The sequence below is a fragment of the Thainema salinarum CENA647 genome (genome assembly GCF_057732415.1).
Genome location: NZ_JBYJZJ010000022.1, coordinates 1,313,682 through 1,327,156 on the forward strand (window position 1 = coordinate 1,313,682; position 13,475 = coordinate 1,327,156).

General features: G+C 51.0%; 11 protein-coding genes. 6 read left to right on the forward strand and 5 right to left on the reverse strand.

Annotation, left to right across the window (positions count from 1 at the left end; translation table 11 throughout):
- The first annotated feature begins 96 nt into the window (after positions 1 to 96).
- Positions 97 to 2,991, forward strand: coding sequence for a molybdopterin-dependent oxidoreductase (locus tag AC286M_RS12595; protein ID WP_488204732.1), 2,895 nt, complete (start codon positions 97 to 99; stop codon positions 2,989 to 2,991).
- A gap of 284 nt (positions 2,992 to 3,275) precedes the next feature.
- Here the strand turns inward: AC286M_RS12595 and AC286M_RS12600 are convergent, their stop codons facing one another.
- Positions 3,276 to 3,962 carry a hypothetical protein gene (locus tag AC286M_RS12600; protein ID WP_488204733.1) on the reverse strand — a complete coding sequence of 229 codons (687 nt, stop codon included), beginning with the start codon at positions 3,960 to 3,962 and terminating at the stop codon, positions 3,276 to 3,278.
- Between the two features lie 87 nt (positions 3,963 to 4,049).
- Positions 4,050 to 4,787 carry a ribonuclease PH gene (rph, locus tag AC286M_RS12605; protein ID WP_488204734.1) on the reverse strand — a complete coding sequence of 246 codons (738 nt, stop codon included), beginning with the start codon at positions 4,785 to 4,787 and terminating at the stop codon, positions 4,050 to 4,052.
- Positions 4,788 to 5,209: 422 nt separating this feature from the next.
- On the opposite strand from rph, the gene AC286M_RS12610 reads away from it, so the two are divergent.
- The 4 genes from AC286M_RS12610 to AC286M_RS12625 all read left to right on the forward strand — a co-directional run bounded on the left by AC286M_RS12610 (position 5,210) and on the right by AC286M_RS12625 (position 9,350).
- On the forward strand, positions 5,210 to 5,764 hold the full coding sequence (locus tag AC286M_RS12610; protein ID WP_488204735.1) for a P-loop NTPase family protein: 555 nt from the start codon (positions 5,210 to 5,212) through the stop codon (positions 5,762 to 5,764).
- 243 nt (positions 5,765 to 6,007) lie between these two features.
- The gene (gene dcd, locus AC286M_RS12615) at positions 6,008 to 6,610 is read left to right on the forward strand and encodes a dCTP deaminase (protein ID WP_488204736.1); all 603 of its coding nucleotides are present in this window, start codon (positions 6,008 to 6,010) and stop codon (positions 6,608 to 6,610) included.
- 270 nt (positions 6,611 to 6,880) lie between these two features.
- Positions 6,881 to 7,939 (forward strand): DUF6398 domain-containing protein, encoded by a 1,059-nt coding sequence (locus AC286M_RS12620; protein ID WP_488204737.1) that lies wholly within the window; start codon positions 6,881 to 6,883, stop codon positions 7,937 to 7,939.
- Positions 7,940 to 8,036: 97 nt separating this feature from the next.
- Positions 8,037 to 9,350 carry a glutamate-5-semialdehyde dehydrogenase gene (locus AC286M_RS12625; RefSeq protein ID WP_488204738.1) on the forward strand — a complete coding sequence of 438 codons (1,314 nt, stop codon included), beginning with the start codon at positions 8,037 to 8,039 and terminating at the stop codon, positions 9,348 to 9,350.
- Positions 9,351 to 9,622: 272 nt separating this feature from the next.
- Here AC286M_RS12625 and AC286M_RS12630 read toward each other — a convergent pair whose 3' ends face one another.
- From AC286M_RS12630 to AC286M_RS12640, 3 genes are all read right to left on the reverse strand, one after another.
- Positions 9,623 to 9,952 (reverse strand): hypothetical protein, encoded by a 330-nt coding sequence (locus tag AC286M_RS12630; RefSeq protein ID WP_488204739.1) that lies wholly within the window; start codon positions 9,950 to 9,952, stop codon positions 9,623 to 9,625.
- 453 nt (positions 9,953 to 10,405) lie between these two features.
- A complete protein-coding gene (gene mraY / locus AC286M_RS12635) occupies positions 10,406 to 11,497 on the reverse strand; it encodes a phospho-N-acetylmuramoyl-pentapeptide-transferase (RefSeq protein ID WP_488204740.1) in 1,092 nt (363 codons plus the stop codon).
- A 422-nt stretch (positions 11,498 to 11,919) separates the two neighbouring features.
- Positions 11,920 to 12,153, reverse strand: coding sequence for a DUF3134 family protein (locus tag AC286M_RS12640; protein WP_488204741.1), 234 nt, complete (start codon positions 12,151 to 12,153; stop codon positions 11,920 to 11,922).
- Positions 12,154 to 12,489: 336 nt separating this feature from the next.
- On the opposite strand from AC286M_RS12640, the gene AC286M_RS12645 reads away from it, so the two are divergent.
- Positions 12,490 to 13,074 (forward strand): PAP/fibrillin family protein, encoded by a 585-nt coding sequence (locus tag AC286M_RS12645; protein ID WP_488204742.1) that lies wholly within the window; start codon positions 12,490 to 12,492, stop codon positions 13,072 to 13,074.
- The last annotated feature ends 401 nt before the right edge of the window (positions 13,075 to 13,475 follow it).

Genomic DNA, 13,475 nt, shown 5'->3' on the forward strand with positions numbered 1-13,475 from the left:
ACTCGAACTAAAAGACGGTAACTTGTGTTGCGGTGGTTATTATCGGTTCACAGCATAATGAGCTAGCTTAAAATTTACCGTTTCAGCGCTCCGTCTATGTCTCAGCCGCTTCAGTTTTCTTTTAATGGTCAACCCTGCACCACTACCTGTGCCCCTGGTACTAGCTTGTTGACTGTACTGCGCGATCGCAACTTCACCAGTGTCCCTTGCACCAGCGTCCATCGAGTTTGCGAAACCGGAGACTGCGGTAGCTGCACCGTCTGGGTGAATGACCAAGCCGTGCATAGCTGTATCTATCCAGCTCAACGGATTGAGGGCACAGAGATAACGACCGTTGAGGGGCTGGCCGAGGCTGAAATGCTAGCACCGATGCAGCAGGCGTTTCTGGATAAGCAGGGATTTCAGTGTGGCTACTGCACTCCCGGCATGATTCTGTCGGCTGAAAAGATGGCGGAGCGGCTACAGGCGGAGTTGGAGCCTTTGGCCGAGGAAGGTACTATTAGCAAAACTCAAATTGAAGCCAAAATTCGGCAACTGATGGACGGCAATATCTGTCGCTGCACGGGTTACGAGGCGATTGTGGAGAGCATTGCCCAGGGAATTCAGTATCGCCATCGCCAGCAGCCGGAGCGGGATCATGCCGTTGGGATTGAGGCGGAGGAGAACGTGCGATCGCAGGTTAGTCAAATTGGCCAGAGCGTTCCCAAACAAGATGGGCCAGCTATCGTCACGGGTCAGCCCATTTATACTGCCGATTGGCAGCCAGCGGAACTGCTGCACCTAAAGGTGTTGCGATCGCCCCATGCCCACGCGCGGATTCGCGATATTGATACGAGTCAAGCCGAAGATCTATCTGGAGTTCATGCGGTGTTGACCTACAAAGTTGTGGAGCGCCAGCCCTACTCTACGGCGGGACATGGCGAACCTGTGCCCGATCCGCATGACCATTACTTGCTGGATAACAAAGTGCGATTTGTCGGCGATCGGGTGGCGGCAGTGGTGGCGGATTCGATTGCGATCGCAACTCAAGCTTGCCAGTTAATTCAAGTCGATTACGAGATCTTGCCGCATGTGGTTGATTCGATAGTGGCAATGGGCGAACGAGCGGCGGAAATTAGCGCCTGGTCAGCTTCTGAGCTGCCGAGCAGCACCGCACCTGTGGCTCAGATTCACGATGAGCCAGAGTCGTTTCAGATTAAAGACGCGGCGCACAACATTGCGGGCGAGGTGCAGATTGACAAGGGCGATATTGAGGCGGGTTTGGCCGAGGCTGACCATATTTTTGAGCGCACCTATCACCTGCCTGCGGTGCAGCACTGCCACCTAGAACCCCATGTTTCAATCAGTTGGCTGGAGGAGGACGGTACGCTGGTGTTGCGTTCCAGTACGCAGGTGCCGTTTCATGCGCAGCGGGTGATTGCTGATTTGCTCAACCTGCCGCGAGAGCAGGTGCGGGTGTTCAAGCCAAATATGGGCGGTGGCTTTGGCAACAAGCAGGAGATTTTGACGGAAGACCTCTGTGCGCTAGCGACGCTGAAAACGGGGCGTCCCGTCCAGTGGGAATTCAACCGCCAAGAAGAGTTCAGCGCCACTACCAGCCGCCACGCCATGACGATTCACCTGCGTTTCGGTGTGAAGCAGGACGGCACCCTAACTGCAATGGAAATGCGTGCGATCGCAAATACGGGAGCCTATGGCAATCACGGTGAACAGGTGGTATTTCTGACAGGCACGATGCCGCTGGGCCTATATCGCTGCGACAATCAGCGGTTTCTGGGCCGATCGGTCTACACGAACGTCATGCCAGCGGGGGCGTTTCGCGGGTATGGCGCGACGCAAGGAGTGTTTGCCGTGGAGTGCCTGATGGATGAAATTGCGGCGCATCTGGGCTTGGATTCTCTCGCAATGCGGCAGCGGCAGTTAGTTACGCCTGCGGATCACCTGCTGATTGGGCGTGACCATCATTTTCACTTGATGAGCAGCGACGGGCTGGATAAGGCGGTGCAGCGGTTGCGGCAACAGTTTGGCAGCACTCCAAATCCAGTAACAGCAGACGATACCGCGAAAACTCGGCGCGGGGTGGGATTTGCGATCGCAATGCAGGGCAGCGGTCTAGCTAAAATCCATTTGGCTAAAGCCAAGCTTTGTCTGAAGCCCGGCGGTCGCTACGAACTCCGCACAGGTGCAGTGGACGTGGGTACGGGTTCGGATACGACCCTGCGCCAAGTGGCGGCTGAGGTGCTGAATACAACGGTGGCTCAAATTGATTTGATTGCCTCGGATACGCACCGCACTCCATTTGATGCGGGGTCGTACGCCTCAGCGACGCTCTATATTTCCGGGCAGGCGGTGAAAAAAGCAGCGGAAAAGTTGCGATCGCACCTCCTCCAATCCGCATCGGCACAGCTACAAATCTCGGTTCCAGAATTAGAGCTAACAACCCAATCTGTACAATCCCATCAAGCCAAGTTAGATTTGGCGACGCTAGGACAACTAACCGCGATCCGCGACGTCTGGGCCGAAGCCGAATATGCAGCGAATGAATCGACGCTGACGTTTGCCGCTCAGGGTGCAGAAGTGGAAGTGGACATGGAAACGGGGCGGGTTAAGGTTTTGCGATGCTTACAGGTGTTGGACATTGGCAAAGCCGTCAATCCCCGCATTTGCCGAGGGCAAGCCGTGGGCGGCATGGCGATGGGGTTGGGCTATGCGCTTCAAGAGGAGCTGCTGCGAGACGAGATGGGGCAGACGCTCAACCCGCTGGTACGAACCTATCGCCTGCCACTGGCCAAAGAAATGCCGCTGATTGAGGTGGAGTTTTTGGAAGATCCCGATCCCTATGGGCCGTTTGGAGCCAAGGGGATTGGCGAGATTGGCACTAACTGTACGGCACCTGCGATCGCAAATGCCGTAGCTCAGGCAACCGGACATCGGTTTTATCAGCTACCGCTGACCCCGGAGCGGGTCTGGCAAACTTTAACGGCCACTTGATGCAACGACCTGGATTAAAAATTCGGTGGTCATCAAAATTATTACCTGAATACCACTACCCAAAATTCAAAGGGGGAGTATTTGCCGTCGCCGTGTGACAGTAAATAGTCCCCCTAAATTTACGTTAGCTCAGCACTCAAAACAGCGAGAAATGAGGAGAGAGGAATGAGAGCGGGGAAGGGCTTAGAGGCTGAAAAGGGCGGCAAAGACCAGTACCTAGTACCTAATCCCAATACCTAACTCAATACCCAAAATCCAGCCCTCAGCACCGTCTAACAAAACCTCTACTCGCGAATATCACCGTTGTAATCCACAGTGATATCTCCTGATTCGCTGACTGTAATCACGCTTTCAACCGTGTAGGTTGATGATCCCGGTGGGCCACCTTGGAACGTAAACGTCCAAGTGCCATTCTCGTTGTCAACATACGGCGCATTCGTCACTGGCCCGTGCATCGCTGGTTCGGCTCGATAAGCGCCGAGTCCACCATTGATGCGTTCTGCTGTTTGGCGAGCCAGGTTTTTAGCGCGACTGGTGCTAACCCGGTTTAATGCTGAAGAAACGTCATCATCAATCGGGGCTGGCTCCGGAAATACCGTCGTTGCCCGGATGGGGCCGTTATATTCGACTGCGATGTCTCCACTGGGGGAGACATTGACGACGCTCTCAATCGTATATTCTGATGCTCCGGGTTCGCGTCCCCGGAACGTAAATGTCCAGGAACCATCGCTGTTCTCCACATACGGAGACTGACGAGCGGGGCCATGCATCGACGGCTCGGCTCGATATTGGCCCAGACCACCATTCAGTTCTTCCGCCGCTTGCCGCGCTAAATTTTTGGCTCGGCTGAGATCAATGCCTTCGACCACTTGAGCCAATAAATCAGGAGTCGCCAACGCTGGCAGGAAACCAGCTCCCAACCAGCCTAAAGTCGCTAGGCTTAAGGTTGCGGAAACAAAAACTCGCTTCATAAAAAATCCCAAAAAGACTTTACTTGCAAGACATATCGCTATGACCTATCCCAGTGTGATCAGACGTGAAAATCGCTGATCAGTTCCCTAATTAGCGTTATTTTCCGTCTCACCCAGGGCGTTTCGCTGAGCTGTCATTAATTCTGTGATCCCTTTTTCAGCTAGGTCAAGCATTTGGTTGAGCTGATGACGGCTAAAGCTTTGTTCTTCGGCAGTCCCCTGAATTTCAATCACACTAAGATCGCCGTCTAGCACAATATTGCAATCCACTTCCGCCTTGAGATCTTCAGGATAGTTTAAGTCCAGATAGGCTGCTCCCTCGATGATGCCAACGGAAACGGCTGCCACCTGCTGTTTAATGGGAGATTGCTCTAGGTCACCCTGCTGGATCAAATGTGCGATCGCATCTTGCATCGCCACATAGGAACCCGTGATCGCTGCCGTGCGCGTGCCAGCATCAGCCTGAAGAACATCGGCATCGATCCAGAGTGTCCGTTCACCCAACAGTTTCATATCAAGGGCTGCCCGTAGGCTGCGTCCAATCAGCCGCTGAATTTCCTGCGTGCGACCGGAAAGCTTCATCCACTCGCGGGACTGTCGCTGGGGCGTTGCGCTAGGTAGCATGCGATATTCTGCCGTCAGCCATCCCTGCCCCGTATCTGCCAAAAATCGTGGTACCCCAGGCTGAATCGACACTGTACAGAGCACCTGCGTGTTGCCACAGTGAATCAGAACAGAACCGGGAGCAAATTGGGTGAAGTGGCGATCGAATTTGACCGGACGGAGTTCATCAGGTTTGCGATCGTCTGGTCGTTGCCAAGCCATATAAGTCTTCCTAGTGCAATGCCTCACTCAGGATACAGCAGACTAGAGAATCCATTGCAGGCTTCTGCCCACTCATAGCAAACCTAAATGAGTGGTGCAAAGTGTGAGTGAACGGACTTCAGTCGGCGAGAATACCGTACATTTTTGTAAATGCGTTTCTTTCTGAAGTTCTATTGACGTTCTGTATATCTAGTGTTTTGATAAGGAGGAAACAGAGCATTTACGCTATATATCAAACTCTGCTTAGAGCATTTCGCTTCTTGGCTTCGGTATTTAAAGTCGCTTAGTTTTTATATCCTCTTTTAGATTTTGTTTCAGTGCGTCATGCGTCAGAACAGTGGCAAAGATGATGATACGCTTGTATCAAGCTGAGTGCTGTTCCGGCTCGTCCGTTTTCGTTCAATCCCTTATCGCTTGCCTCTATGGTTTCTCAGCTCGGAGCCCCATCAACCGCCGCCAAGCCTCAGGTTTCCTCAAACCGCCGCTACCTACATGTGATTAAAGGCAGTATCCAAGTCTTCACCAGTCCTCACCGCAGTTTTTTTACCAGCGTGATGTCGCAAGCGCTGCGGGCTGCGGGGCAGGGGATGCCTGTCTTGATCGTTCAGTTTCTTAAAGGCGGGATGAATCAAGGCGTTGATCATCCCACTCAACTCAGCCAGCACCTTGACTGGTATCGTTGCGATCTCCCCCGCTGTATCGATACACCACAGGTAGAGCCGCAAGAGCAATCAGCTCTGCAAGAGCTGTGGCAGCATACTCAAGATATGGTGATGCAGGGGCGGTATGGATTCGTCGTCCTGGATGAACTCAGCCTAGCGGTGCATTTTGGCTTGATTTCCGAAGCCGAAGTGGTGGCTCTGCTCAAAAAGCGTCCGCCTCATATTGATGTGGTGCTAACGGGGCCAGAGGTTCCGGCTGCAATTCTGGACTTGGCCGACCAAATTACCGAACTGCGTCGCCATCCATTTATCTAATAGGAGTGATGGAGGTGGGATGCGATCTCACTTTCCATTGCACCTTCTCCATCACATAAAAAGCCACCACAGCATTCAGAATTGGACACTATCTGTAGCGGCATTCCACGGATACAGTTTTTGTACCTAACTCGGAATTGTTTCTGTAACAATTTCCCAGAAATCAGCGTAATATTGCCAAGTCAATCCATAAGTTGCGCTATAAGGTTCACTCACTCAGCGCCCTAGTTTTAAGTTAAGCCGATGATTAAAAACGACACCTGGATTCATCAAATGTCCACACGGGGCATGATTTCGCCCTTTGAACCGTCTCTCGTGCGCCGCATTTCAACCAATGGCTCGGCCAATTCTGGACAGCCCGTAATTAGCTACGGCTTGTCCTCCTATGGCTACGACATCCGCCTCTCGCCATCGGAATTCCGCATTTTCCGCCATATTCCCGGTCGGGTTGTTGATCCGAAAAACTTTAATCCTGAGAACTTAGAACCGACTTCGCTACACGAAGATGCAAGCGGCCAGTTCTTTATTTTGCCCGCGCACTCCTACGGTCTGGGCGTTGCCCTAGAGCGGATCGAGGTGCCCGACAATATCACTATCATCTGCATCGGCAAGAGCACCTACGCCCGCTGCGGCATCATTGCCAATCTCACTCCGGCTGAAGCCGCTTGGCGTGGTCATTTGACGCTTGAATTTTCTAACTCATCCAGTGCCGACTGCCGCATCTACGCCAACGAAGGAGTCGTGCAGTTGCTGTTCTTGGAAGGCGAACCCTGCGCCGTCAGCTACGACGCTCGCCGAGGCAAGTATCAAGATCAGCCGGAGCAAGTCACGCTAGCGCGAGTATAAGTACTCTGTAAATTAAGTTTTAATGGGTTTTGATGGTTGATGTGCTGCGCGGAGCGCAGCACATCAACCATCAAAACTTAATTTACAGAGTAATAAGTCTAGCCCTGTGGGTTTGGTGCTGAGTGTTCAGCCTTTACCACCTTTACAGTCTTTACAGCCTTTTCTTCCTCACGAGAATTGCGCTTTTTCTCGACTTGCACTAGTTTTTGTGTTGAGAGGTGACTCAGCAAGAGCAGAGCAACCAGTATTGAACAGAGGTCAAGTGGCGTTATGGCAAAAGCAGCAAAATCAGAAACAGTGCCCAAGGCGATGCAGGAAAAATTTGACAGCATCACGGCCATTACTGATGAGTTTGCCAAGCAGCATCTGAACGATGAATATGCGCTGCTCATTCGTCAGGCCACTGCTGCGCTGTGTCGTAAACGGCCTTCTCCGCTTATGAGTGGTCGAGAGAAGACCTGGGCTTGTGGGATTACGCATGCGATCGGGATGGTGAATTTTCTGTTTGACTCCTCCCAAGAGCCGCACGTGAGCGCCAGAGATTTGTATGCACTGTTTGGTGTCGGTGCCAGTACGGGGCAGGGTAAATCGAAACAGGTGCGGGACATGTTGGATATGCACCAGATGGATCCCAACTGGAGTTTGCCGAGCATGATCGACCAAAATCCGCTGGCTTGGATGATTTCAGTGGATGGCCTGATCTTGGATGCGCGCTCGGCTCCTCGTGCGGTGCAAGAACAGTTGGCTGCGGCTGGAATGATTCCCTATGTACCGAACGTTGAGGGTGGCGATTCGACCGCTCAGGGGTTAGGGCATCAGCTGCAAAAAGTAGAGCGACCAACGATTGAACGTGAGCCAGATACGCTCTACGTTTTAGACGTGAGTGTGATTGATGGGCCAGTCACAGAAGAGTTTATGCAACGTAATCCAGAAGTGACGCGCACGATTGAAATTAAAGGCAGTCAGACGCTAGCAACCTTACATCAGATTTTATTCAAGGCATTTGATCGAGAAGACGAGCATATGTATGAGTTTCAGGTTGGTGGCAAAGGGCCGCAAGATCCGGCTGCGCTGCGCTACGGTCTCACGTCACCATTTAAGAATATGGATGACGACATAGATGGTGCGGTTGAGCAGACGACGATCAACGATTTGAACCTGACAGAGGGCGAATTCTTCGGCTACTGGTTCGATTTTGGTGACGACTGGTGGCATGTGGTTGAGGTGAAAGAAATCGGCAAGAAGAAGGCAGGAAAAGGTAAATTTCCTAAGATTACCAACCGAATTGGTGCGAGTCCGCCGCAGTACGCTGACTTTGAAGAGGTTTGAATAGGGTCGATAGGTTGAGATTCAGAGCTATACTGCTGTTGGGCTTTGCGTTGCTCAACCCAACCTACTGAACTATTGGATTCACACCCCGATAACCATGACTGCGTCTCAAACTACTCCTATTCCCTCCCTGGTTGAAATTGCTCAGCAGACTCGGCAGGCCGCTCAGCAATTGGCCGTCATGTCTACTGAAGCCAAAAAACAGGCGATTTTAGCGATCGCAACTGCTCTGCAATCCCACACGCCAGAAATTCTGGCCGCCAATCAGGAAGATTGCGAAGTAGCTGAGCGGGAAGGACTAGCCAAGCCGCTCTACGGTCGCCTAAAGCTGGATGAGGTGAAGCTGCAAGGTGCGATCGCAGGCGTGCAGGACGTGGCGCGACTGCCCGATCCAGTCGGTACGGTGCAGATTCATCGGCAGTTGGACGATGGCTTGGAGCTGAAGCGCGTCGCCTGTCCGCTGGGGGTACTGGGTGTAATTTTTGAATCTCGTCCCGATGCCGTGATGCAGATTTCGTCGCTGGCCATCAAGTCCGGCAACGGCGTTATTCTCAAGGGCGGCAAAGAAGCCGTGCGTTCCTGTCAGGCATTGGTCAAAGCGATTCGTGACGGATTGGAGCAAGCTGGAGTCAATCCTGCTGCGGTGCAGTTGCTGACGACGCGTGAGGAAACGGCGGCGCTGCTGGAACTGGATGAGTATGTGGATTTAATCATTCCCCGTGGCTCTAACTCCTTTGTTCGGTTTGTGCAGGAGAATACCCGCATTCCGGTCTTGGGTCACGCAGACGGTATTTGTCACCTCTACGTCGATCAGGCCGCAGATATCGATCAGGCGGTCGAGATTGCCGTCGATGCCAAGACGGGCTATCCCTCAGCCTGCAACGCGATTGAAACACTGCTGGTGCATCGTGCGATCGCAGATCGGTTTTTACCCGCTGTAGCAAAAGCTCTGGAAGCCAAAGGCGTTGAACTGCGTGGTGATGCTCAGACGGCGCAAGTTTTGCCCAGCGTAGTGCCAGCGACTGAAGCGGACTGGCAAACGGAATACAGCGATTTGATTCTATCGATTCGTGTGGTTGAGAGCGTGGATCAGGCGATTGAGCACATCAACACCTACGGTTCTCGCCATACCGATGCCATTGTCACGACTGACGATGCGGCGGCAGCTCAGTTTATGAATCAGGTGAATGCCGCTGGGGTCTATCGCAATTGTTCCACCCGCTTTGCTGATGGCTTCCGCTACGGTTTTGGTGCAGAGGTGGGCATCAGCACTCAAAGCCTGCCGCCGCGTGGCCCGGTGGGACTAGAAGGTCTGGTGACGTATAAGTATCAGGTGGAGGGGCATGGCCACATTGTTGCCACCTATTCCGGCGCTGATGCTAAGCCCTTTAAGCATCAAGATTTGCTGTAAGTCGAGGTTTCTAGTTCCTGAATAAGAATGCCCTCAACGCTGAACGTCGGGGCCTTCTCATCCAAAATCCGCTCACAAGAACCAGTTCTTATTGTTTGTGAAAGCTAGGTTGTGTCTGACTTTTGCAAATAACAATTCGGACTTTTTCCTAGTCGGATTCGTATCATCTGTAGCTAAATTACAGCCATCTTAAATTGATTATGAACAGGCCGCCCCAGTGGGGCGGCCTGTTCATAATCAATTTAGTTCATCAGCTATTTGAGAGCGCTGTGCTAGCTGTCTAGATTTTCGTTGCGGGCATCCTTAAAAGTGTCGTTTAACTGATTTAAGGTTTCGAGCCGTTCCTGTTCAAAGCGATCTGACAGGCTGTTGAGCGTTTCGATTCGCTCTTGCTTGAAGCGCTCCGATAAACCTTTATTTAGGACATCCTCACGGGATTCCTCAAACCGATCGGTGAGCCGATTGAGCGTTTCAATGCGTTCAGTTTCAAAGCGGTCGCTAAGTTTGGATTGAGGATTGATTTCAGATGCATTCGCAGCAGGGACAAAAACGTTGGCAGCGATAGCGAGTACGGAAAGGTTGGCAAGTACGAAACGTTGCATGGTGGGGGCTCCTTGAAAGAATCAAATGGTTTGCTTTCATTGATTCCTATGGTGCAAGGTCAGCCTGAATCTGCTCTGAATCGAGTCTGAAGTTCGCTTAAGGCTTAGATGAGAAATCTGAGCCAGTCTCTCAGACTAATTTCAGGATAGTGGTGATATGGCAATCAGCTTGTAGATGAGGATATTCATTTCTGGGAAAATCGCGCGGAATGTGTGATTTTTCCAAAAATATTGGTTTGACTTAAGCACGTAGCGCTGTGTCAGCTTTGTTTTGATAGTTCCCAGGGTTGAGGAGTCGCGCCTTGCGCGACTCCTCAACCCTGGGAACTATCAAAACAAAGCTGACAGACTAGTAGCGCTATCTCAGCAAATTCTAGGGACATGCAAAAAGGGGCAAATCTCTATTGGATCTGCCCCTCAGCCTAAAGGATGTGAGATGAGAATGGCGTGGCTCTAGACGGCCAGCGCTAACACAACGAGAAATGCGCTGAACACATAAAATGCAGCGACAACCTGAAGTTCAGACCAGCCTGTTAACTCTAAATGGTGATGGAAGGGAGCCATCTTGAATAGGCGTTTGCCAACACCGTTGCCATCTTTTGTGGCTTTGTAGTAAGCCACTTGAGCAATTACAGATAAGCTTTCGCCGAAGAAGATGAGGCTGAGAATAAACAGGCCGAATAAGTTACCGCTGAGGATGCCAATTCCTGCCAGTGCGGCACCCAGGCTCAATGAGCCTGTATCTCCCATGAAGACTTGGGCTGGATTGCGGTTGTGGATCAGAAAACCTAAGCAGCCACCGCTCAAGCAGGCGGCAAACGTCATTAAGTCGGGATGAGTTGGTGCAACCAGCGCACCTAAACCAAGCAGTGAAATGGCTACGGAGCCTGCGGCTAAACCATCTAAGCCATCGGTCAAATTGGTAGCGTTGCTCTCAGCAACAATCACAAATCCAGCGAGCGGCCAGAAGAGAAGACCCAGTGGCAGAACAAGCCCAAGCGGTAAGGCCACTGTTGTTAAATCGCCGCCGAGCTGACCCGCAAGCCACATGCAAAATGCGATCGCAGTTCCAACCTGAAGAGCCAACTTCATGCGGGGAGAAATCCCTTTATTAGAGCGGCGCTGGAGTACCTGCCAGTCATCGATCCAGCCAATAGCACCATAGGCTAAGGTCAACGCCGAAACAACCAATGCGTTGGTTGAGAAGCCAGTGACTAAAAGCGCGATCGCAACGGCTGCGGGCACAAAGAAAATACCACCCATCGTCGGGGTACCGGCCTTCTTCTGGTGGGCTTTCGGCCCCTCTTCACGGATAAACTGTCCAGTTTTCCAAGCCTTGAGCAGAGGTACCACACCAAATCCCAGAGCACCGCTGACCAGCGCTGCCAACCAAAACGGTAAGGTCAGCGATTCGCTTAAGGTCAGATTGTGGCCTAGAACCCAGTCCAAACCTAGAGCAGCCGCACTGAGACTCAGTCCTAATAGCCAAAGGAGACGAACCCCGGATAGCGCTAGTGATTTATCAGAAAAAAACTTCGCGTCCACAAAGAAACCACACTACTCACACCACAGACTTCACAGATTTCAGCCGGAATTCCAGCCAATCTGGATATTTATACTCAATCGAAACAATAAAGCAATTTTCTGCTCTAGTCCAAACTGATAGCCAAAACTAATCGTTTACCTTACACCGATCCGGATTTAAGTTATAAACCGTAACGATTCTCTGAAAACGCTGATCTATCTGGTTTCGATTGCTTGGAATGATAACGGAAATGATGCAAGCTGAATAAATGATCAAAATTCTTCATATATCTAGTATCTAGCATCTACGGAGTCAGAACTAAACCTAGTAAAGGTTGCCATTCTGCGGCGACACAATACTAGGTTTAGGGACTAGGTTTAGGGCGCTAGGTATAGGACTCGGTCTAGACCGTAACGCTAGATGTGAGACTAATCCTCAGAGACTAGTCTTCATCATCGACATCATCGAGATCATCATCTTCGTCATCGTAGTTCTCGCTACCCATGAGTGCCGTGATTTCTTCTTCATCTTCTTCCTTGGTTTCGGTTTCTTTGGTATCCCGTTCAATGAGGCGACCGCTGCTTTCGAGCCACTCCAAGACAGATGGACTAGTTGACGGTGGAAGAACAGGCGCAACTTGGTTGCGTCGATATTCATGTAGAGAAGGGTTATACATAGATCTGGCACCTAGCAGAGGAGTGTTGTTGATTTAAGTTATGGAACAGTCATCGCTTTGAACTGATGAAGCTGTGGAAATAAACGCTAGACGTTTTACAGCGCGTCCTAAAACGATCCTGATCAAGTTTACATCGCCAACAGTTAGCTTATGTCTATCACTCTGTCAATAAATAAGGGTTAAGAAATCCCCCAAAAGGTTACAGCTTCGACACTAACACCAGCGAATGCCCAATAACCTGCCGGATTCTAGAGTTTCACAGGGTACCAGACGCGGTATGACTAAGGTGCAAGATATCGACAAGATGTCTATGAGGATGCTAACTGAGGACTCACTATGTTAGGAAAGGCTGAACTGCTCGAAACCATTGCAGGCAAGAATCGGGGTTTACTCGCATCAGAATCGCAAAAGCAAGCCATTCTATCTGCGATCGCACAATTAGAAGATCGCAACCCCACGGCCCGCCCCCTAGAGGCCACGGAACTACTCGATGGCAATTGGCGACTGCTCTACACCACTAGTCAAGAACTGCTGCGCCTCGATCTGATTCCCTTTAGTCGATTAGGCCAAATCTATCAGTGTGTGCAAACGGCTACTGCTCGGATTTACAACATCGCAGAAGTCGCTGGCGTTCCCTACCTAGAAGGTTTAATCAGCGTCGCAGCCCGATTTGAACCGTCCTCTGAGCGGCGAGTGCAGGTCAAGTTTGAACGGGCCGTGCTCGGCTTACAGCGGTTGTTGAACTACACACAGCCGGATGATCTGATTCAGCAGATCGAACAGCAAAAATCGTTAAAAGCTATTGATTTCAAAATCGATAGTGAGAATCAGCAGGGCTGGCTAGATATTACATATCTGGATGCTGACTTACGAATTGGACGTGGTAATGAAGGTAGCGTTTTTGTTCTGACTAAAGCTTGATCGGCTTAAATTTGCGTGATCCGAGTGATCGTAAATCTCTATTTTTGTTTCTTTACAAAATTTAGTTTAAAAATCTCAGGATAGCTTTTGTAAAGGTTGGTGCTCTGCCCTTTCGCGCAGAACTAAGATTGATCTCATCTAGCGTTGATCAACATCGATTTTATCAACGTGCAAGATTGAGTTTGCCAAACTGTCCGCTCCAACTTGGCTAGCGTACCGAAATTCCAACAGGATTTTGGGCAGATGGACGCTGCATCTTCATTTCGCCCAAAATCGCATTTCAGATTCATGGCAAATTCTGCCTCGTATTACTGTCACGATTTTATGTGACCAAAAGCACCCCGACAGGTGCCGTCAGCTCAGGGATTGCGCTGCCAGGATAGAACCGAACCTGACCAACG